At 61.0% G+C, this 21,539-nt stretch carries 17 protein-coding genes and 1 pseudogene; 9 read left to right on the top strand and 9 right to left on the bottom strand.

Annotated elements, in window-relative coordinates:
- Positions 1 to 319: 319 nt before the first annotated feature.
- From OC71_RS15945 to OC71_RS15935, 3 genes are all read right to left on the bottom strand, one after another.
- Positions 320 to 646 (bottom strand): hypothetical protein, encoded by a 327-nt coding sequence (locus OC71_RS15945; RefSeq protein ID WP_003220553.1) that lies wholly within the window; start codon positions 644 to 646, stop codon positions 320 to 322.
- 181 nt (positions 647 to 827) lie between these two features.
- Complete coding sequence (locus OC71_RS15940) at positions 828 to 2,171, bottom strand: aryl-sulfate sulfotransferase (RefSeq protein ID WP_041071110.1); 1,344 nt, start codon at positions 2,169 to 2,171, stop codon at positions 828 to 830.
- 23 nt (positions 2,172 to 2,194) lie between these two features.
- Positions 2,195 to 4,555 carry a TonB-dependent receptor gene (locus OC71_RS15935; protein ID WP_041071107.1) on the bottom strand — a complete coding sequence of 787 codons (2,361 nt, stop codon included), beginning with the start codon at positions 4,553 to 4,555 and terminating at the stop codon, positions 2,195 to 2,197.
- A gap of 165 nt (positions 4,556 to 4,720) precedes the next feature.
- On the opposite strand from OC71_RS15935, the gene OC71_RS15930 reads away from it, so the two are divergent.
- Complete coding sequence (locus OC71_RS15930) at positions 4,721 to 5,665, top strand: LysR family transcriptional regulator (protein ID WP_041071105.1); 945 nt, start codon at positions 4,721 to 4,723, stop codon at positions 5,663 to 5,665.
- Positions 5,666 to 5,878: 213 nt separating this feature from the next.
- The gene (locus OC71_RS15925; RefSeq protein WP_041071102.1) at positions 5,879 to 7,495 is read left to right on the top strand and encodes an alkaline phosphatase family protein; all 1,617 of its coding nucleotides are present in this window, start codon (positions 5,879 to 5,881) and stop codon (positions 7,493 to 7,495) included.
- Positions 7,496 to 7,602: 107 nt separating this feature from the next.
- On the opposite strand, the gene OC71_RS15920 is transcribed toward OC71_RS15925, so the two are convergent.
- Positions 7,603 to 8,523 (bottom strand): TauD/TfdA family dioxygenase, encoded by a 921-nt coding sequence (locus tag OC71_RS15920; protein ID WP_041071098.1) that lies wholly within the window; start codon positions 8,521 to 8,523, stop codon positions 7,603 to 7,605.
- Between the two features lie 181 nt (positions 8,524 to 8,704).
- On the opposite strand from OC71_RS15920, the gene OC71_RS15915 reads away from it, so the two are divergent.
- Positions 8,705 to 9,625 (top strand): LysR family transcriptional regulator, encoded by a 921-nt coding sequence (locus OC71_RS15915; RefSeq protein WP_041071095.1) that lies wholly within the window; start codon positions 8,705 to 8,707, stop codon positions 9,623 to 9,625.
- Between the two features lie 85 nt (positions 9,626 to 9,710).
- On the opposite strand, the gene OC71_RS15910 is transcribed toward OC71_RS15915, so the two are convergent.
- On the bottom strand, positions 9,711 to 10,724 hold the full coding sequence (locus OC71_RS15910; RefSeq protein ID WP_041071092.1) for an ABC transporter substrate-binding protein: 1,014 nt from the start codon (positions 10,722 to 10,724) through the stop codon (positions 9,711 to 9,713).
- 395 nt (positions 10,725 to 11,119) lie between these two features.
- Here OC71_RS15910 and OC71_RS15905 point away from each other — a divergent pair, with 395 nt between their 5' ends.
- From OC71_RS15905 to OC71_RS15895, 3 genes are read left to right on the top strand one after another with little or no spacing between them, the layout of a single operon-like run.
- Complete coding sequence (locus tag OC71_RS15905) at positions 11,120 to 12,718, top strand: ABC transporter permease (RefSeq protein WP_041071089.1); 1,599 nt, start codon at positions 11,120 to 11,122, stop codon at positions 12,716 to 12,718.
- On the top strand, positions 12,715 to 13,530 hold the full coding sequence (locus tag OC71_RS15900) for an ABC transporter ATP-binding protein (RefSeq protein ID WP_041071086.1): 816 nt from the start codon (positions 12,715 to 12,717) through the stop codon (positions 13,528 to 13,530). The genes OC71_RS15905 and OC71_RS15900 overlap by 4 nt, the downstream gene beginning before the upstream one ends.
- Before the next feature lie 14 nt (positions 13,531 to 13,544).
- Positions 13,545 to 15,155: an arylsulfatase gene (locus tag OC71_RS15895; RefSeq protein WP_041071083.1), complete on the top strand. Its 1,611-nt coding sequence runs from the start codon at positions 13,545 to 13,547 to the stop codon at positions 15,153 to 15,155.
- Between the two features lie 104 nt (positions 15,156 to 15,259).
- On the opposite strand, the gene OC71_RS15890 is transcribed toward OC71_RS15895, so the two are convergent.
- Positions 15,260 to 16,333 (bottom strand): fatty acid desaturase, encoded by a 1,074-nt coding sequence (locus tag OC71_RS15890; protein WP_041071080.1) that lies wholly within the window; start codon positions 16,331 to 16,333, stop codon positions 15,260 to 15,262.
- A 100-nt stretch (positions 16,334 to 16,433) separates the two neighbouring features.
- Between OC71_RS15890 and OC71_RS15885 the strand changes: the two genes are divergently transcribed.
- Complete coding sequence (locus OC71_RS15885; protein ID WP_041071077.1) at positions 16,434 to 17,438, top strand: AraC family transcriptional regulator; 1,005 nt, start codon at positions 16,434 to 16,436, stop codon at positions 17,436 to 17,438.
- Between the two features lie 131 nt (positions 17,439 to 17,569).
- Here the strand turns inward: OC71_RS15885 and OC71_RS15880 are convergent, their stop codons facing one another.
- Positions 17,570 to 18,955 carry a heavy metal sensor histidine kinase gene (locus tag OC71_RS15880; protein WP_041071074.1) on the bottom strand — a complete coding sequence of 462 codons (1,386 nt, stop codon included), beginning with the start codon at positions 18,953 to 18,955 and terminating at the stop codon, positions 17,570 to 17,572.
- Positions 18,945 to 19,625, bottom strand: a complete 681-nt coding sequence (locus OC71_RS15875) for a heavy metal response regulator transcription factor (RefSeq protein WP_041071071.1) — start codon at positions 19,623 to 19,625, stop codon at positions 18,945 to 18,947. Before OC71_RS15875 ends, OC71_RS15880 begins: the two co-directional genes overlap by 11 nt.
- 136 nt (positions 19,626 to 19,761) lie before the next feature.
- On the opposite strand from OC71_RS15875, the pseudogene OC71_RS15870 reads away from it, so the two are divergent.
- Together OC71_RS15870 and uraH are read left to right on the top strand one after the other, a co-directional pair.
- Positions 19,762 to 20,246: pseudogene (locus OC71_RS15870) on the top strand (heme-binding protein).
- An 11-nt stretch (positions 20,247 to 20,257) separates the two neighbouring features.
- A complete protein-coding gene (gene uraH, locus OC71_RS15865) occupies positions 20,258 to 20,668 on the top strand; it encodes a hydroxyisourate hydrolase (protein ID WP_041071068.1) in 411 nt (136 codons plus the stop codon).
- 126 nt (positions 20,669 to 20,794) lie between these two features.
- Here the strand turns inward: uraH and OC71_RS15860 are convergent, their stop codons facing one another.
- The gene (locus tag OC71_RS15860; protein ID WP_041071065.1) at positions 20,795 to 21,472 is read right to left on the bottom strand and encodes a Crp/Fnr family transcriptional regulator; all 678 of its coding nucleotides are present in this window, start codon (positions 21,470 to 21,472) and stop codon (positions 20,795 to 20,797) included.
- Positions 21,473 to 21,539: the final 67 nt, after the last annotated feature.

Below are 21,539 nucleotides of genomic sequence, written 5' to 3'. Positions count from 1 at the left end.
TTGAATCCCCCACGGCGAGTCGATGTGTGAATCATTGGGTTTGTCGCTTATCTCCGAAAGTAATCTTTAATGTTATGCATAGGCCTTTCTGGAATAAATGAGTTGATCAATTCCGCCAAAGCCGCGCGCCACAAGGGCTGCAGCGTTACGCTGCAAAACGCATGCTTTTCAGGCATTGAAAGTATTCATGCAACGCATCAAATTCGCCTGACCCGGTTTCATGGGACAACTAATACAAAATCGATAGTTGCCAATAAAACTCCGCCAACAAAAAGGCCGGAGCACTTTCGTGCCCCGGCCTGTTTAATTGACCGAACAATTATTGCTTGATGAACTCTCCTGCCAGCCCCACAACATCACCATCAAAGTTAGTACGCGAACCCACCGCACGAACTTTCGAATAGTTGTGGTCCGGCGAGAACAGCGTCCAGGACTGATAGCCAGTGCCATCATTCAGCGCCGCGAACGTGATGATCGTCGGCTGCCCGGTACTGTTCTGGAAATGGTAATGCCCGTAGGCGATGTCGTAGTTCACGCCGTTCTGGCTGAACTTGCCGCTGAAGGTGCCGTTGGAATCGTTACCATCGGTGATCGTCAGTTTGGCGCCAGCGTTAGCGTTTACATAATTGCCATTAATGCTCGACATAACGTGATTTCCTTTATCGTTGGATAAGTGTCTTCCGATGAGAGCAAGTTCCCTCCTGGAAACTCACGACACACAGGATGGTTGTCCATTGACTTATTGTCCACGGCACTTATCAACGATATTGCTATAGGCACTATTCATGTCGTTCATAACTTATTTCGAATCGGAAGAACCTTAATAACTAACGGCTGACTTGGGTTTGTTGCACACCGATGGCCGGCACCAGAACTGCCGTCTCCGAACGCGGCGTTCCCGCCGGCACCCAGTCATAACTCACAGGCAGCGCACGATAGACCCAGTTGCTGATTGCATCACTGCCTGGCGCCTTGCCCAGATACGGGCTGACATATTCCCAGACGTTTTCACCGCTGGCCGTGATCTGGAAAAACCGCCCGTTCATGCCTTCGTCGATCAGCGTATTGCCGTTGGGCAAGCGTCGCGCGCTGCTGATGAATGAACTGTAGAAGGCCCAACCCGGCTGCTTCGAATTCGCTGCGCTGTATTGCCAGACGATTTGATTTTTCTGCGGGTCGATTTCCAGCACCCGCGAACCGGAAATCAGCCCGAGGGGGACGTTTGGATAGCCCGCCGAACCCTGGTTATCGAACACCAGCAGATTGCCCGCACCGGGGAGCCCGGCGGGGATGATGTGCGCGTCGTGCTGACCGACAAACTGATCCACCGGACGCGGTAATTTCTGCGCGGTTTTCGGGCTGATCAGCGGCAGGTTCGGGCCGAGGCGCCACACCACTTTGCCGCTGTGCTTGTCGATGATCGCAATGAAGTTGGCGTTGCGCGAATCGAGCAACAGGTTGTCCGGATTGAAGCGTTTGTCGCCGGCATCGAACCACTTGTTCGGCCCGACCACGCTGAGGTTGTTGATGTGCAAGTAATCCGGATTATCGCTGGCGCGCACCAGTTTCAATTGCTCCGGGGTGAAGCCGAATTCGTTCAGGTGCTCCGAGGCCAGCCACTGCCATTTCACCGCACCGTCAGGACTGACTTCATAGATCGCATCGTCGATCACCTCAGGCACTTTGAAGCCTTTGACCTTATGCACCTTGTTCGCCAGCACCACGGTGTTGCCGTTGCTTAACCGGCGCTGATCATGATGCTGTTGCGCCGCACCGCCGGGCGCCTTGTCACCCCACTGCCAGACCACTTTGCCGTTCCAGTCCAGTTCACCGACGCTCTGATTGCCCAGACCGTTACCGGCGGAGCCGAGCTTGCCCGGATCCTTGTCACTCAGTTGCAACAGCACATGCCCGCGCGCGCCGCCGACCAGTTGCGGGTCGATGATCGCCGACGGGAAACCCGCCTGTGGCCAGGTTTTCACCTCGTTGCCGTTCATGTCGATCAAGTGGGTCTGCTTGTCGGCGCCACTGAAGATCACGTACTGGTTGAACGCTTTGTTCGGGTCATAGCGGGTGACGCCGGTCGGGTACACGCTGGGGGCGGCGAACACCCCGGTGCTTGAGACTGCGCCGGATAACAAAAGGGCTAAAGCGGTTTTGCCTGGCAACATGATGCAGCTCCTTGAATGACGGATCAGAAGTCGTAGCGACCGGTTACGCCGAGGGTGCGCGGCGTACCGAGCAGGCCTTCATAACCGCCGTTGCCGCCGGTCCACAGCGTCGTGTAATAGGTCTTGTCGAAGGCGTTTTTCAGCCACAGCGAAACGTCCCACTGGCCCTGATTGAAATCGCCACGCAGACCGGTGGACAGGTTGACCACGGCGTAGCTCGGGATCTGCCCGTAATCGGAATCCTCGACCGTGCCCACCGCTTTGGAGCGGAACGCGTAACTGCCGGTGACGTAGGGTTGCAGACCGTTGGCCAGATTCCATTCGTATTTGCCGTTGGCGTTGCCGATCCATTTCGACGCGCCGACCACCTGGTGCCCGCTGAGGTCGCAGGACGCCGGTGCGCCCGGTGCCTGGCTGACTTCCGGCGGGCATGGCGCATCTTTGTACGAGAGGTAGCTGACGTCGTTGTACGAGCCGTTGAAGTTCAGCGTCAGGCCGCGCAACGGGATCACGGTGCTTTCGAATTCGACGCCGCGCGAGCGCACAGAACCGGCGTTGGTCAGGTATTGCACGCGGTTGACGTCATCGTAGGCGTTGGTCTGGTAAGCGTTGACCTGAGTCCAGAACACGTTGGCGTTGAGTTGCAGACGCCGATCCCACAGCGTGCTCTTGAAGCCGAGTTCGGCGTTGTTGGCGCGTTCGGTGCCGATCAGCAGCGAGTCGGCGCCGGCGGTTGGCGCCGACCCCACCGCGAGGTTCACCCCGCCGGACTTTTCACCGTGAGACAGCGTGGCGTAGCCGAGCAGGTCATCGGTGATGCGATAGCTGAGGTTGAGCAGTCCGGACGGGCTGGAGCTGTACTGATTCAGATCGCCGGAATCGTAGGCACCCGTGCGTCCGCGTCGTGCGGTGGCCGCTGCGCCGGTGACAGTGGCGCCACCGACCGGCGCATCGCGGGTGACCCAGGCGTTCTTCTCTTCATAGGTACCACGCACCCCGGCGGTGAAGTCCAGACGCTCGGTGAGGTGCCAGGTGCCTTGGGCGAACAGGGCGAAGCTGTCGGTCTTGATGTGGCCGTTGCCGACGCTGCCGACGTTGGCCAGCGCACCGCGTGGCGTGCCGTTCCAGATGTCGGCCTGCGGGCCGTAATAGGCGAAGGATTTGTTGTCCAGATCCGAGCCGAAGTAGTACGCGCCCACCACGTAGTCGAAGAACTCGCCCTTGGGCGAGGCCAGGCGAAATTCCTGCGAGTACTGTTTGTCTTCGACCGAAACTCCGGCGTTGTAAGTCGCCGCAACGTTGAGACCGTCGTCGTTGGCCGGGGTGAAATTCCAGAAGCGATAGGAGCTGATCGAGGTCAGGGTGAAATCGCTCGGCAGCGTCCAGTTGGCCTCCACCGACGTGCCGCCCTGATGCACGGTGACGTGCTGGTCGTTGTCCAGATTGACCTTGCGGTGCGAGCCGTTGACCAGCGTCGCGCCGGCGGCATTGGCCCGCGATTGGTAGAGGTTGACGCCGTTGATGGTCGGTCCGGTGTTGTACAGCACGCGGGTGCCGGCGCTGGAGTCCTCTTCGTTGTAATCGCCGATCCAGCGCAGATTGAAATCTTCGTTGGGCTTGAACAGCAACTGCGCACGGAAGCCATCGCGCGAGCCACCGTTCAGGTCATGGCCGTTGTATTCGTTCTTGATGTCGCCATCGCTACGGGTGCGATAGGCCGAAAAACGTCCGGCCAGTTGATCGTTGATCGGCCCGGAAATGGTGCCCTTGGTCTGGAAATACCCGTCCTCGCCGAACGAGGTTTCGATGCTGCGCTCCGGGGTAAAGGTCGGCGCGCGGGTACTGATGTTGATCACCCCGGCGGTGGTGTTCTTGCCGAATAGTGTGCCCTGTGGCCCGCGCAGGACTTCGAGCTGTTCGATGTCCATCAGGTCGAACACCGCCATCCCCGGACGGCCCAGATAGACGTTGTCGATGTACAGACCGACGCTGCCTTCCAGACCGTCGCTGGCCGGGTTGTTGCCCAGGCCACGAATCGACACGCTGGACTGACGCGCGTGCATGTAGGCGACGTTGACGCTGGGCACCAGTTGCTGCAAATCCTGAATCCGGTAGACCCGCTGCGTCTCCAGCGTCTGACCGCTGACCACGCTCATCGGCGTCGGCACGTCTTGCGAACTTTCTTCGCGACGGCGGGTGGTGACGGTCACGGTTTCCAGCTGCGAGCTGTTGGCCGCGGGCTTGCCGGCGGGAGCCGGCGGCGGTGTTTCGGCGTTCGCGGCGTAACCCTGAGTCCAGCTGGCACTCCCCGCCAGCAACAGGGCCAGAGGCAGGCGTTTGAGCCGTCGTGGTGTTAAGGGTGACGCAAGGTTCAACGGACTCATGGCGCGGCTCCTGGTCAAAAAACACACAGACATCTTCAGTGCTGCATATTCTTTTCAGTTATTTATTTATGGACTTACAAATATTTACTGCATAAGAGATTGCCTTTATAAGGAGTCGACCTAATGCATATCCAATGCATTTCCCGGATATTTTTTATGTGAAAAATGCATATCGACTTGCGCCAACTTCGACACTTCATTGCCCTCGCCGAACAACGCAGCTTCGTCGCCGGCGCGCAGGCGGTGAACCTGTCGCAGTCGGCGTTCAGCCGCAGCATTCAGGCGCTGGAGCACAGCGTCGGCTGTCAGTTGGTTGATCGCGGGCGCAAGGAATTACCGCCGACCAAGCAGGGTCAGGTGTTGCTCGAACATGCGCGGCGACTGGTCAGTGGCGCGCAGCAGATGGCCAACGAGATCAGTCAGTTCAATGGGCTGGAGGCGGGCGAGTTGCGCTTCGGTTGCGGCCCGGCGCCGGCAGCCGGATTGATCCCGCGCGCGATCGGCGCGTTCATCGGGCGCTACCCGAAAGCGCGGGTGCAATTTCAGGTCGATGACTGGCAGAGCCTGAGCAAACGCCTGCTCAGCGAAGAGTTCGAATTCTTCGTCGCCGACACCCGCCACTTCGAAGCCGATCCGGATTACCTGACGTACCGTTTGCGACCGCGCAAATGGCATTTCTGCTGCCGCGCCGAGCATCCAATAGCGGCATTCGAACGGGTCTCGGCCGAGCAACTGATGAGTTATCCACTGGCCGTAAGCATCCGCCCGCCGAACCTGCGCAAGGTCATCGTCGACCTCAGCGGCCGCCCGGATTTCACCCCCAATGTCGAATGCGAAAACAGCTCAAGCCTGCTCGGCGTGGTGCTGCGCTCGGATGCCATCGGCATTGTTGGCGCGTATTCCGACGCACTGCATCAGGCCAAGGGCGAGCTGGTGTGTTTGCGGATCGAGGGTTTGGCCGATGACCTGGAGGAGCTGTACACCCGTTATGGGATTGTCAGTCGGGCGGGGTATCGGTTGTCGCCGCTGGCTGAGGCGATGATTGAGCAGATCAAGGCGATTGATGCGGTAGATGAGGAGGTTTGTTCACTCGAAAATTTAGCTGTCTGAGCTACCGCTATCGCTGGCTTGCCAGCCCCCACAAGTTGCGGGTGTTCACATCATATTGGCTTGGCGCAAATCCTGTGGGAGCTGGCTTGCCAGCGATGGTGCCGAAACAGTCACCGATGCATCCACTGCATAAAACCCATTCCCCAAATGCACTTGCCGAACCCCCCCGCCGAAAGCGACAACCCTCGCCTGTCTTTCTGACCGGTGAATCTCATGTCCAATCCGCAAAACCCTGTGCGCAACGTGCTCTACATCATGTGCGATCAACTGCGCCGCGATTACCTGTCCTGCTACGGCCATCCGCATCTGCACACGCCGAACATCGATCGCCTGGCCGCCGCTGGCGTGCGCTTCAGCCGCGCCTACACCCAGGGCACGATCTGCGGGCCGTCGCGGATGTCGGCCTACACCGGACGCTACGTCAGCAGCCATCAGGTCGCATGGAACGCCGTGCCGTTGCCGCTGGAAGAACTGACCATCGGTGATTATCTGCGCCCGCACGGCATTCGCACTGCGCTGGTCGGCAAAACCCACGCCACGGCCAATGTCGATGCCCTGCAGCGTCTGGCGATCAACCCGGACAGCGCGCAGGCCGAGGTGCTCAACGAGGTCGGTTTCGAGCCGTACTTTCGCCACGACGGGATCTTCCCCGACGACCCGCTGTTCGACGACAAACGCGAATCCGCGCCCTACACCCATTACCTGCGCGAGCACGGTTTCGACGGGCGCAACCCCTGGCACGAGTGGGCCAACGCTGCCGAAGGCGAGAACGGAGAAATCCTCAGCGGCTGGCACATGCGTCATGCGCATTTGCCAGCGCGAATTCCCGAGCAGTTCTCAGAGACTGTCTACACTACAAATCGAGCCATCGACTTCATCACCGAGCAAGGTGAGAAATCCTGGTGTTTACACCTCTCCTACATCAAACCGCACTGGCCCTATATCGTACCGGCGCCATACCACGCCTTGTACAGTACGAAATCGATTCTCGAAGCGGTCCGCGCGACGCCCTCCGAAGCCAGCAAACACCCCGTATACACGGCGTTTCGCCAGCATGAGGAAAGCCTCAACTTCTCCCGTGATTCAGTACGATTGAATGTAATCCCCACCTACATGGGCCTGATCAAGCAAGTGGATGATCAACTCGGTCGGCTGTTTGATTGTCTGCAGAGCAAGGGTCGTTGGGATGACACGTTGATCGTGTTCACCAGCGATCACGGCGACTTTTTGGGTGACCATTGGCTGGGCGAGAAGGAGTTTTTGCTCGAGCAAGCGGTGGGCGTGCCGTTGATCGTGCGCGACCCGCGTGCGGCGGCGGATATCACTCGCGGCACGGTGGATGAGCGGCTGGCGGAGACAATCGATGCATTGCCGACGTTTCTCCAGGCCCTGGGTTTGCCGGGCGCCGAGCATCGGCTGGAGGGCCGCTCGCTGATCCCGCTGTTGCACGGCGAAAATCCCGAGTGGCGCCGCTACGCCATCAGCGAATACGACTACGCCTTCCAGGCCCCGGCACGCGAGCGACTTGGCCAACCGATCGACCGTTGCCGCATGACCATGGTGCGCAGCGAGCGCTGGAAATACCTGGCGTACGACGGCTTCCGGCCGCAGTTGTTTGATCTGCTGAATGATCCGCAGGAGTTGCGCGATTTGGGTGACGACCCGGCCTACGCGGCGGTGCGCGAGGAGCACGCGGTGTACCTGTTTGAGTGGGTGCGCGGATTGAAGCGGCGGACCACGATCAGTCATCAGGAGATCGATTTGCGCGGACAGCGGTTTCGCTATGGCGAGCCGGAGACCGAGAAGGTGGTGCAAATCGGTGTGTGGTAGTTAAAAGCATCGCTGGCAAGCCAGCTCCCACAGGTTTTGCGTTGTTCACATCCTTTGTGTCCGACACCAATCTCTGTGGGAGCTGGCTTGCCAGCGATGGAGCCTTATCAAACGCCGACGATATCCGCGCCTTTAATGGTCTGACTACGTTGCCCCGAAGCCCCAACCGGCACTTCACCCTTGAGCGTCACTCGCCGCACGATGCGATCCTGAGTGCCGTAATCATCAATCGCATAATGCTGCGTCGACCGGTTGTCCCAGATCGCCACATCACCGGCCTTCCAGCGCCAGCGCACGGTGTTTTCCTGACGAATCACATGGCTCTGCAACAAGCCGAACAGGTGCGCCGAATCGGCTTGCGAATAACCCTTGATGCGCTTGACGAAGTGCCCCAGCAGCAAGCTCTTCTCGCCGCTGATCGGATGCACACGCACCACTGGGTGCTCGGTCTCGTAGACGGTCGAGGTGAAGATTTTGCGATAGCGCTCGAGCTTCTCCGCCGACACGTCCGGCTTGGCCCCGGCGTAGTCGTATTCATTGCTGTGCACGGCGACCAGTTTGTCCGCCAGCTCGCGCAGTTCGGTCGGCAGTTCGTTATAGGCGGTCGCGGTGTTGGCCCACAGGGTGTCGCCACCGAAGGCCGGGGCCACCACCGAGCGCAGGATCGAGGCTTTGGGGTAGGCGTCGACGAAGGTCACGTCGGTGTGCCAGGAGTTGGCGCGCTGGCCCTCGGCGCCGTCCAGCTCCAGCAGATAACGGGTGCCCTCACGCACCGGCACGGTCGGATGCGCCACGGGCTCGCCGAGCAGATGGGCGAAGGCTTCCTGGCGCTGATCGTCGAGCTGGGTCTGTTCACGGAAGAACACCACCTTGTACTGGATCAGCGCCTGCTGAATGGCTTCGACCGTGGCGGCGTCCAGTTCTCCGGACAGGTGCACGCCCCGAATCTCGGCGCCGATACGGCCGGCCACCGGATGGATTTCCAGCGCATGGACATCGGGTTTTACAGCGAGTGCGGCATTGCTCATGGGTAGACCCTCATCGACTGCTTGCGGTTAGGCGGCAGCGAAACATCGCTCTATCTATATTCCATTTACATCTAATAGATATTCACATGCTTCGTTGACGGAATAAGAGCTTGCATTTAAAACCTCAAGCAACCCTCGTCGCAAATGCCTTCGAGCTATTTTTAGGATGCCGGAAAAGCATATGGATCTTCGCCAGTTGCGCTACTTCATCGCCCTCAACGAACACCGCAGTTTTGTCCGTGCGGCGGACGCGATGGGCATCACTCAACCGGCGTTCAGCCGCAGCATCCAAGGGCTGGAGCAAGAGTTCGGCTGCGTGCTGGTGGATCGCGGCAACAAGGATCTGCGCCCCACCCCCGAAGGCCAGGTGGTGCTGCAACACGCCCTGACCCTGGTGCAGGGCGCGGCGTTGCTCAGCGCCGAAGTGACGCAAATGACCAAGCTTGATGCCGGAGAGCTGCACTTTGGTTGCGGCCCGGCGCCAGCGGTGAAACTGGTGCCGGATGCGGTGGCGCAATTCATCAACGCGCACCCGAAAGTACGCACCTGTTTTCAGGTGGATAACTGGGAAAAGCTCAGCCGCGCGCTGAGCCGCGAAGAGATCGAATTCTTCATCGCCGACATCCGCCATTTCGAGGCCGATCCAAACTTCCAGACCCAGGCCCTGACGCCCAAGCGCGGGGTGTTTTTCTGCCGGCCCGGGCACCCGCTGCTGGCCAAGGAAAGCCTGTCGACCAACGACATGTTCGACTACCCGCTGGCGACCACGCTGATCCCGCCAGGGATTCGCAAACTGTTGGCGAATCTCAGCGGCCGGATCGATTTTTCGCCGACCATCGAGACCGAGCATTTCCCGGCGCTGGTGAAAGTGGTGCTGCAATCCAATGCGATTGGCGTGGGCACGGAAGAGGCGTTCGTCGAAGACATTGCCCAAGGTTCACTGGCGCTGCTGCACTGGCGCAACCTGCCACAGAATCTGGAGAGCATGAATGCGCGCTGCGGGATTGTCAGTCGTACCGGGTTTCGCCTGTCGCCCGCAGCAAGAGCGATGATCGAGACGTTGGTGGCGGTGGATAAGCAGGAAGTCAGCGTCGCGGTTTGAAGATCAAAAGATCGCAGCCTTCGGCAGCTCCTACATGGGAATGCGTTCTCCTGCAGGCGCTGCCGAAGGCTGCGATCTTTTGCTTTTAAAGCTTGGCCGCCGCCAACTCAGGCGCCACCCAATCGCTGACCTTGAACGGTTTGCGGATCAGTTTCTGCTGCGCCGCCAGATCCACCGAGTCCTGCAATTTGCCGAGGAACACCGGGTCCAGCGTCGATGGGAACACTTCGCTGAGTTTCTGATCCTGCAGGTCCTGGGTCAGGATCACCGATGGATAACTTGCCAGCCCCGACACCAGTTGCACGTAGGCAGCCTTGTTGCTGTCCTGGGTCAGCCAATCCACCGCCTGCTGCTGCGCCTTGAGCAGTTTCGCGACGACTTCCGGGTGCCCGTCGACAAACTTGCCGGTGCCCACCAGCACTGACTGCACACTGCCGGCGCCACCCAGATCCTTGGTGTTCAGCGGCAATTCCGCCAGCCCCTTGGCTTGCAGGGCCGTCAGCCCTGAACTGCCCCACGATGCGTCGATCTGTTTAGCCGCCAATGCCGCGACCGCTGCATTGAAGTCGAGGTTGATTACCTTCAGATCCTTTTCGCTCAGGCCCTGACTGGCCAGCGCCGCATCGAACGACAACTGCGTGGCGGTGCCACGGAAGATCGCCACGCGCTTGCCTTTCAGATCCTGCAGGGTCTTGATCCCCGAACCCGGCACCACGCCCAGATATTGCTTCACCCCGCGCGCGCTGGCGCTGAGCAAACGTGTGTCGAGGCCATTGGACTTGCCGATGATCGCCGCCAGGTCGCCCAGATACGCCAGATCGACTTGACCGTTGGCAAACGCCTCGTTGATCACCGGCCCGGCGCCTTTGAAGAAGCTCCATTGAATCTTGATGCCCTGATCGGCGAAGGCTTTTTCGAAGATCTGCCGATCACGCAGCACATCCACCACACCGCCGCCGCTGTGCTGGGTGCCGGCGCTCAGGTCAGGGACGGCGATCCTGATCTCCTTGAGTTCATCGGCCTGCGCGGTAAAGGCCAGCAGCCCCGCCAGTGCCGTAATGGCAAACAGACTGAAAACTCGTTTGAAGGGAAGGTTCATGGGTGCGGCTCCTTGATCACGACGGGCGTTGAGGAGCCGAAAGTAGGCCGAAGCGTGACCCTCGCTTAAATACTATAAATGCACATTTTTATAGCCATTAACGCTAAGCAAGCAACAACGCGGGCTGCAGCGGCGTATGCATTAACAGCATCGAAAATATTCTTCGAATGCATTGGATGCGCGATGCGCTGGAAGCCTTAAATGGCGCTGCTTATCTCCAAATTCAATATTTTCGATATCGCTTATAACAATTTGTTTATAGCTAATACCACGAGATCGCAGCCTTCGGCAGCTCCTACAGGGGCGAATTCACGGACGCGTCCCCCTGTAGGAGCTGCCGAAGGCTGCGATCTTTTGATCTTGCTCCCGATCCAACCCGACAACGGAGGTCACCCATGGCCCGTGATTCCCTGCTCAGCCTGCCGCTTCCCGCGCCACCTCTGAAAAGTCGACGGGTGTGGCCAAGTCTCAACCAACGCCTTTTGCCATGGTTGCTGCCGATCAGCCTGTTCGCTCTGTGGTGGCTAGCCGCGCGCAATCAATGGATGAGCGAGCAGATCTTGCCGGCGCCATCGCTGGTGTGGAACAGCGCCGTCGAGCTGTCCCAGGGCGAGCTGTGGAGTCATTTGTGGATCAGCCTGCAACGCCTGCTCTGGGGCTTGCTGGCCGGTATCTGTGCGGGTGCGTTGCTGGGTGCCGCACTGGGTTTCAGCCGGCGTCTCGAACGGTTGGTGTTTCCGACCTTCGCCGGTCTGGCACAGGTGCCGACGCTGGCATGGATTCCGTTGTTCATGGTGTTTTTCGGCATCGGCGAAGTGTTGAAACTGGTGGTGCTGATCAAGGCCATCGTGGTGCCGGTGACCCTGCACACCTTGGTCGGCGTTCGTGATGCACAACCGAAACTGCGCGAAGCCGCCGCCGTGTTGCGCCTGCCGTCGTACTTGCTGATCCGGCGTCTGGTGCTGCCCGCCGCACTGCCAGCGTTCATGGCCGGCGTACGCCTGGCCCTGGCCGCTGGCTGGACGTCCTTGCTGGCGGTGGAGCTGTTGGCGTCCAGCGAAGGCATCGGATACCTGATGGTCTGGGCACGGCAACTGTTCATGCTCGACATCGTGTTCGTGTGCATCGTCGTCATCGGTGTGCTCGGCGTGGCGATGGATCGCGGCATCGGCTTTCTCGACCGCAAACTGGTGCACTGGCCGCACCCGGCGACCGCAGAAATCCGCAGTGGCCCGCGCTATGAAGGCTGGCAGCGGCTGCAACCGTGGCTGTTGCCGCTGAGCCTGATCGGTTTGTGGCAAGTGGCGAGCGATCAGCAGTGGGTCGATGCGAACATTCTGGTCAGCCCGTTCGCGGTGCTGGAAACAACAAAAAACGGCTTGCTCGACGGCACGCTGATCAGCGGCATGGCGTTGAGTCTCGGTCGTACCCTTGGCGGCTTGCTACTGGGCGGCGGACTCGGTTTCGCCCTCGGCTTGCTGCTGGGGCTTTCACGCACCAGCGAACGGCTGCTCGGCCCGACTCTCGCCGCCATTCGCCAGATCGCGATTTTTGCCTGGGTGCCGCTGCTTACCGCGTGGTTCGGATTGGGTGAGTTGGCGAAGTGGGTGTTCGTCGCCCTCGCCGCGTTTTTCCCGCTGTTCATCGCCACCCAACGCAGCGTCGCCAACCTCTCGCCACAACTCAACGAAGCCGCGCAGGTGCTGCGCCTGAGCCTCGGTCAGCGCCTGCGCCGTCTAGTGCTGCCGGGGGCGGCGCCAGGGATTTTCGCCGGGCTGCGCCTGAGCCTGATCTACGCCTGGCTCGGCACCATCGGCGCCGAATACTTCATGCCGTCCAACGGCGGCATCGGCAGCCAGATGATCGGCGCCCAACAACTGCTGCGCATGGACCTGATCATGGCCGGAATGCTGCTGGTCGGCCTCACCGGCGCCCTGCTCAACCTCATCGGCCAACGCCTGGAAATTCGCGCCACTCGCTGGAGACACGCATGAACGCACCGATTGTCAGCTTCACCCACGTAGGCAAATCCTTTGACGTCGACGGTTTCGAACTGGAGGCGATTCGCGAATTCAACCTCGACATCGCCGAGGGCGAATTCGTCGCCATCGTCGGGTCCAGCGGTTGCGGCAAATCCACCTTGCTGCGTTTGCTGGTGGGTCTGGATACGCAGTTTCGCGGGCAGATCAGCGTCGATGGCAAAGCCGTCAGCGGCATTGGTGGCGAGCGCGGCATCGTGTTTCAGGAGCACCGTTTGTTCCCGTGGCTGACGGTGGCCGACAACATCGGTCTCGGTCTGGTCAACGAACCATTGAGCGCCGCCGAAAAGCAGCAGCGCATCAACGATTTCATCGAGCTGGTCGGCCTGCGCGATTTCACCCGGGCCTATCCGCACCAGCTCTCCGGCGGCATGGCCCAGCGCGTGGCGATTGCTCGCGGACTGGTCGCCAGCCCACGGATTCTGCTGCTCGACGAACCGTTCGGTGCCCTTGATGCGTTGACCCGTCAGCAGATGCAGGACGAACTGCTGGCGATCCGCGACCGGGCGAAAATCACCACGATTCTGGTCACCCACGACGTCGAGGAAGCGATCTTCCTCGCCGACCGCGTGGTGGTGATGGAGCCGCGTCCGGGACGGATCAAGCAGGTGGTCGACATCGCCTTGCCGCATCCACGTCAGCGCAGCAGTTTCGACTTCCATCAGTTGCGTGAAGAGCTGCTGCACGAACTGACCAGTGACGACCATTACCAACCGAGCCTGCCGGTGCAGATCCGCGATCTGCCGCTGTCGTTCATTGCCTATTGAGAGGAGCTGTATCGATGCCGCAACGCCCCAACTTTCTGGTGATTCTGGCCGACGATCTCGGCTTTTCCGACATCGGCGCCTTCGGTGGCGAAATCGCCACGCCGAACCTCGACGCGCTGGCCAACAATGGCCTGCGCCTGACCGATTTCCACACCGCGCCAACCTGCTCGCCAACCCGTTCGATGCTGCTGACCGGCACCGACCACCACATCGCTGGCATCGGCACCATGGCCGAAGCGCTGACCCCGGAGTTGATCGGCAAACCGGGTTATGAGGGCTATCTCAACGACCGCGTTGTGGCCCTGCCCGAGCTGCTGCGCGAGGCCGGCTATCAAACCCTGATGAGCGGCAAATGGCACCTCGGCCTGACGGCTGAGCTGGCGCCGCAGGCGCGCGGGTTCGAGCGTTCCTTTTCGCTGCTGCCGGGGGCGGCCAACCATTACGGCTTTGAACCGACCTACGACGAACACACCCCTGGCCTGCTGAAATCGACGCCAGCGCTGTACATCGAAGACGACACCTTTATCGATGAGCTGCCCAAGGATTTCTACTCGTCGGACGCCTTTGGCGACAAGCTGCTGCAGTACCTCAAGGAGCGCGATCAGAGCCGGCCATTCTTCGCTTATCTGCCATTCTCCGCACCACACTGGCCGTTGCAGGCACCGGCTGACATTGTCGAAAAATACCGTGGTCGCTACGACGCCGGTCCCGAAGTCCTGCGTCTGGAACGCCTGGAAAAACTCAAGGCGCTGGGCCTGATCGAGCCGGATGTCGAGCCGCATCCGCTGATTCAATTGAATGCGCAATGGGCTGCGCTGAGCGCTGAGCAACGACAGATTTCCGCGCGGGCCATGGAGGTTTACGCGGCGATGGTCGAGCGCATGGACTGGAACATTGGCCGGGTGGTCGATTACCTGCGCCAGCAGGGCCAACTCGATAACACCTTCATCCTGTTCATGTCCGACAACGGCGCCGAGGGTGCGCTGCTGGAAGCGTTCCCCAAGTTCGGCCCGGAACTGCTGACCTACCTCAACCAGCATTACGACAACAGCCTCGACAACATCGGTCGTGCCAATTCCTACGTCTGGTACGGGCCGAGCTGGGCGCAAGTGGCGACCGCGCCATCGCGGCTGTTCAAGGCGTTCACCACCGAAGGCGGGATTCGCGTACCGGCGCTGTTGCACTATCCGCAATTGCCAATCAAAGGGCAGATCAGCCACGGTTTCGGCACGGTGATGGACATCACCCCGACGATTCTCGATCTGGCCGGCGTGCGCCATCCGGGCAAGCAATGGCACGGCAAACCGGTGGCGCCGCTGCGCGGCAAATCATGGCTGGGCTTTTTGTCCGGCGAGACGGCGCAGGTGCATGACGAGCACACCGTCACCGGCTGGGAATTGTTTGGCCGCCGGGCGATTCGCCAAGGGTCGTGGAAGGCGGTGTGGATCCCCGGGCCGGTGGGGCCGGCGACCTGGCAGCTGTATGACTTGAGCAGCGATCCGGGGGAGATTCATGATCTGGCGTCGAGTCAGCCGGACAAGCTCAACACCTTGATCGGGCATTGGCAGAAATATGTGGAGGAGACTGGGGTGATTTTGAGTGCTTCGCCGTTTCAGCCGGATTGAGGTTGCCTGATCCGGCGCCTTCGCGAGCAAGCTCGCTCCCACAATGGAAATGTGTTCCCCAGTGGGAGCGGGCTTGCCCGCGAAGAGGCCCGCAAACTCTCCTATCAAGCCTGAGCCGTACGCGCCTCCCCCGCTACCACTTCATCCTTGCGAACAAACCGGTTAGCCCGCCCAAACGTGCCGAAATCATTGAACCGCACGCCCATCTCACGCATCACCTTGTGCGCCACCGGCACGGTCAGCTGCCGGATGTAAAACGGTTCCTTCACCACGAAATGATGAATCCCGTGGCTGCTGCCGAAGTTGAAGCAGAACGCCTGCAGTGGCCACAACCACCACGGGTTCAACACCTGGCATTGCTGCAGCACGTTGCCCGCCTCGATGTCGCCGTAGTAATGCATGTTCGAGCTGATGAAATGCAGGCAAAAGGTGCGCAGCACGTTCGGGCCGATGATCACCACTGCCGCGATGTCGATCACCTGCATCACTGACAACGTGGTTGCCGACCATTCAATCGGCGAACCCATGAGGTAAGCCACGCCATTTGCCGCGTGGAAGCCGAGAAACACGTACCACGCGCCCCAATGCACCAGCGCCAGCGGCGCGTAAACCTTCAATGTACGTTTGATGATGTTGATTTTGTGTGCCCAAGTCCTGGCCCGCAGCATGCGGATGAACGCCGACATAACGTTGTCGCCGACCATCAGCAGCCGCGCAAAACCCCATGGTTCGCCGTTGGTGATTGCACGCTCTTCCATATCGGTTTCGGTACCGGAAACCTTGTGGTGATTGAGGTGCAGATGGCGGCGGATCCACGGATTGATCGTGCTCGGCCGCGCCAGCCACACCAGGCCCATCATCAGGTTGTGCGGCACGCGTTGTTTGCGGAAATACATGCTGTGGATCAGGTCGTGTTCCAGTTCATGGGTCAAGGACGCGAAAAACGCGTTCAGCAGCAGGCACACCCACCACGCCATGTGGCCAGTGATGTACAGCGCCGCCGAACCGACCATCCCGGCCAGAGCGAAGGCCAGAATCCCCGCACCGAGAGCGTCCTGATGCTGCAGGATCGGGTAGCGCTCACGCAGTTCGACGCCTTTGGCCAGCACCACTTCGCGAATATGCGCTGATCGCTGGGCAGCATTGTGTCGCTGGGGACTTGCAGAAGTACGGTCCATGCTTCCATCCTCTGTTTATTGATGTTTGCATCCTGCCTTGCGAACGCTTTATTGATGGTAGCCGTGAACGCCAACCTGTTGACCGGAAGCGCCAATCAGCATGAAGGAACCGACCTCGCTCGCCAGCTGGACCCGTGCCTTGCGCAAGCAACTCGATGCGCTGGGGCTGGACAGTCTTGGCCTGTGCCAACAGGCCGGGCTCGATCCGCAGTTGATGGATGACCCGAACGCGCGTTATCCGTTGTCCGGCACCACGCGCCTGTGGCAACTGGCAGTGCAGTTCAGCGGGGATCCGGCGATCGGCCTGCGAGTGTCGCGGTTCGTCAGCCCGACCACGTTCCATGCGCTCGGTTACGCGCTGGTGGCCAGCGGCAGCCTGCGGGAAGTGTTCGAGCGCATCGTGCGTTATCACCCGGTGGTCAGCGATGCGCTGGAACTGGAACTGAGCCGCAGCGATGACCGCTATCTGTTTCGTCTGAAGATTCCGTCAGGCAATCCGGCGCCGGCTTTCGAAGCCATCGACGCGTTTGCCGCGATCTACGTGCGCACCTGCCGCAATCGCCTCGGTCGCGATTACGCGCCGCTGGCGGTCTACCTGCGCCGCCCGGAACCGTCCGATGCACATCAGTGGCACAAAGTGTTCCGCGCCCCGGTGCATTTCTCCTGCGCCGAGGATCGCCTGGAGTTCTCCCTTACCGACTTCGACAGCCACCTCGATGACGCCAACCCGGAACTGGCCGAACACAACGAGGCGGTGCTCAAGCGCACCCTGGCCCAGCTCCAACCGCTGACCTGGGAGCGCAAGGTGCGCGACGCCATCGAAGAGCAACTGCCCGAAGGCGAACCCAGCGCCGAACGCATCGCCCAGGCCTTGCACCTGAGCCTGCGCAGCCTGCAACGGCATCTGGCGGACGAGGGCTGTCGCTTCGACACGCTGCTCAACGAAAGCCGCGAAAACCTCGCGCTGCTGCATCTGCGCGATCCGCAGTGTTCGTTGAGTGAGGTCAGTTACCTGCTGGGATTTGCCGACACCAGCAGCTTCAGCCGCGCGTTCAAGCGCTGGACGGGAATGACGCCGGGGCAGTTTCGCGATCAGTTGCGCTGATTGATCCGGAATGTGTGCTGAACCTACTGGCCTCTTCACGGGCAAGCCCGCTCCCACAGTGTCCGTGTCGTACTCAAAGCTCATGTACGCCCGATAACCTGTGGGAGCGGGCTTGCCCGCGAAGGCGCCCGTCAGACAACCTCAAAACCCAGCTCGAACACCGTACCTGCAGCATCACTGCTCACCCGCACCCGCCCGCCATGCAACTGCATGATCGACTGCACAATCGCCAGCCCCAACCCACCCGAATCTCCAGGCTGCGCCCGAGAAGGATCGACGCGATAGAAGCGGTCGAACAGTTTGCCCAGATGTTCTGGCGCAATCACCGGGCCGTGGTTGTGTACCTGCAACCAACACACACCCGCCTCATCACGGCGGCGCAGGCTGATCAGCGTGCCTTCATCGGCGTGGCGCACCGCGTTGGCCAGCAAATTACCCAGGGCGCGTTGCAGCAGTTGCTGGTCGGCCAACAGTTCGCCGTGCAGCCGGTTTTCCAGGCGCAACTGGCGATCATCGGCCAGGGCTTCGAAGTATTCGCACAGCTCGCTGCCGACGCCGTGCAGATCCAGTGTTTGCAAGTCGAGCGCGCGCTCCGCCTGCTCGGCGCGGGCGAGGAACATCAGGTTCTCGGCCATGCGTTTGAGGCGTTCGAATTCTTCCATGTTCGACGCCAGCAACTCCTGATACTCCGCCGTGCTGCGCGGGTGATTCAGCGCCTGGCCGTTGCTGGCGAGCAAGGTGTGCAACGGCGTGCGGATCTCGTGAGCCAGATCGGCCGAAAACTGAGACAGCCGCTGCACGCTGTCGTCCAGCCGCGCGAGCATGCCGTTGAGCGCCTGTACCGGTTCGAGCAGTTCGGCGGGGGTGCCGCTGGCGGGCAGACGTTGATCGAGGCTGCGCAGATCAATGCCGCGCACCGCCGCGCTTAGCTGGCGCAACGGTTGCAGACCACGGCGCAGCAGCACCAGCCCCAGCGCGAACGCCAGCAACGCACCGAGCCCGACGGCCAGGTACAGGCGCAAGCGATAACTGGCGAGCATCTGTTCCCGTTCAGTGAGCACCTTGCCGGCGATCACCGTCAGTGGCTCGCCGTTCGGGCCTTGGGCTTCACCGGACAACAGCGCCAGCTCGGCGCCGTCCGGCGCCTGCCAGGTCAGCACATCGCGACGCTGCGGTGTTTGCTCGCGCGCGATTGCGTTCAATGGCGGCAACTCACGCTGGCGCGGATTGATCGCGATCACGTTCGAGCCATCGGCACGCCGCACCAGCAACAGGCTGTCGAGGTTACCGAGCATGTTCTGATAGAGACGTGGCCGCGCCTGCAAGGCGCCGAGGCTGTCACTGTCGGCGAGCAAGGCGCGCACCTGCTCCAGACGGCCGAGCAACGCCAAGTCATCCCGATAGGCGATCTCCGAGTCGAGCGAGCGGTAGAGAAACACACCGATCGCACTCAACACCAACGCGCAAACCACGGCGAACGCCAGCGCCAGTCGCCAGGCGATCGACCTAGACCGCATCGTCGGGCACCTCCAGCTGATAGCCGACGCCGCGCACGGTGTGGATCAGTTTCGGCATGAACGGGTCATCGACCTTGGCCCGCAGGCGGCGCACCGCGACTTCGACCATGTTGGTGTCGCTGTCGAAATTGAGGTTCCACACCTGCGAGGCGATCAACGTGCGTGACAACACTTCGCCCTGACGGCTGGCGAGCAGTTGCAGCAGGGCGAATTCCTTGTTGGTCAGGGCAATGCGCTGGCCGCCGCGACTGACTCGACGCCGCAGCACGTCGATTTCCAGATCGGCGATGCTATAGGACTCGGCCTCGCGCAGTGGCCCGCGCCGCAGCAGCGTGCGCACCCGCGCGAGCAATTCGGCGAAGGCGAAAGGCTTGAGCAGATAGTCGTCGGCGCCGAGTTCGAGGCCGCGTACGCGGTCTTCGATGGCATCCTTGGCGGTCAGGAACAGCACCGGGGTGGCGCCGCGCTGGCGGATCAGTTGCAGCAGTTGCCAGCCATTGAGGCCCGGCAGCATCACGTCGAGGATGATCAGGTCGTAGGCCTGCTGCTCGATGAAATAGCGCCCATCGAGGCCATTGAGCGCCACGTCCACGGCAAAACCCGACTCGCCCAGGCCCTTGGCCAGGAAATTCGCGGTTTTGGCTTCATCTTCTACAACCAGCAAACGCATGGCACACCTCGATTGATCAGGCACACAGGCTAGGCGCCTTCGGCCCGATTGCCCATTACAAACTTGTAATCCGACTGACGGGGTTCTGACGAAGAGCGGCGGCTAAGGTGATGTCCTTCGCTTTCGGAGCCTGTTCATGACCGTCAAATACCTTGCAGCCAGCCTCGCCCTCGGCCTCAGCGCCAGCGCTTTCGCCCCCCTGAACTGCCGCGTCACGCTGACCTCGACCTGAAAACCGCACGCCTGCTGGCCGACACCGCGCTGAGTCATTGCACCGCGACGGTATCGGTGCTCGACCGTGGCGGCAACGTGCTGGTGACTCTGCGCGGCGACGGCATCGGCCCGCACAACACCGCGGCCAGCCAGCGCAAGGCTTATACCGCGCTGTCGACGAAAACCCCGACCCGGCTGTTCGCCGAGCGCGCCCGCAGCAACCCGGAAACCGCCAATCTCAACACCCTCGACGAGCTGTTATTGCTCGGCGGCGGGATTCCGTTGTTCGCCGGCAATGAGTTGGTCGGCGCCATGGGCGTGGCCGGTTCCGGCGGCGGCGAGCAGGACGAAAGCTGTGCCATCAAGGCCGCCGAAAAGGCCGGCCTGACCCTTACCCGTTCCCAATAAGGAGACTGACCATGACCACCCTGCGCATGACCTTCGCCGCACTCGGCCTGAGCGCGCTATCCAGCCTTGCGTTGGCCGCCGGCAATCCACTGAGCGTGCACGTGCTCAACCTGGAAAACGGCCTGCCCTCGCCGGGCGTCAATGTGACGCTGGAAAAACACGTCGACGAAAACTGGCAGCCACTGGCTCAGGGCACCACCAACGAACAGGGGCGCATCGCCGAACTGTTCCCGGCCAAACAGCCTTTCGAGGCGGGCGAATACCGAGTGGTATTCAAGACCGGCGAGTATTTCGAGAAGAACAAGCGCGAGACGTTTTTCCCGGAGATCCCGGTGATTTTCCAGGTGAAGCAGACTGACCAGCACTACCACATCCCGCTGCTGCTCAGCCCGTATGGTTTCTCGACCTATCGCGGCTCCTGAATCAACACAGATCAAAAATGTGGGAGCGAGCCTGCTCGCGAAGGCGTCGGTTCAGTCGACATCACCGTTGAATGGCCCACCGCTTTCGCGAGCAAGCTCGCTCCCACAGGGGATCTCAGGTGCCCGTCAAATGGTGGACAGCGCGCGCAATCGCTCGGCATCGAGAATCTCGATCTCGCCATACCCCAACCCGATAATCCCCTGCCCCTGTAAGTCTTTGAGGATCTGGTTGGTGGTCTGCCGTGACAGCGACAGCATCGACGCCAGTTGTTCCTGAGGCAATTGCAGGACCCGGCGTGGCGCATCGATTTCGCCGTAGCCCTCGGCGATCATCAGCAAGCGATGGGCCAGGCGAGCCGGGGCCGGCAGCAGGCTCAACTGTTCGAGATTGATGAAGGTCAGGCGCAGTTTGTGGCTCATCAGCAATGCCAGATGGCGCCAGTACACCGGCTGTTCGTCGAGGATTTTCAGCAGCGTGGCCTGCGGGATATTCAACAGTGTGCACGGCCCGACGGCGTAGGCATCGTGAGTGCGCGGCTGGCCGTCGAACAGGCAGATTTCGCCGAACCAGTGCGGCGCCTCCACCAGGCTCAGCAACGCCTCCTTGCCCTGCTCGCTCACCGCGCCGATGCGGATCGCGCCGTCGAGCACCGCGTACAAGCCGCAGGGCGGATCACCGCGCTGGAACAGGCGCTGCCCCGCCGTCAGCCGCCGCACCCGGCCCGCCGCCAGCAGACTATCCTGAAAGGATGCCGGCAGATGACTGAACCATTGCCCGGTCAGCAGCCGTGAACGCTTATCCATCATGATCACTCCCAACTGTCGCCTGCCTGACAGAGCGAACGCCGAACCCGAGGCATGCTGCACGCAC

The sequence above is a fragment of the Pseudomonas sp. W15Feb9B genome (genome assembly GCF_000828175.1).
GTDB classification, from domain to species: Bacteria; Pseudomonadota; Gammaproteobacteria; order Pseudomonadales; family Pseudomonadaceae; genus Aquipseudomonas; species Aquipseudomonas parakoreensis.
The sequence above is the reverse complement of the archived record's forward strand: the minus strand, read 5'-3'. Positions and strand labels throughout refer to the sequence as shown.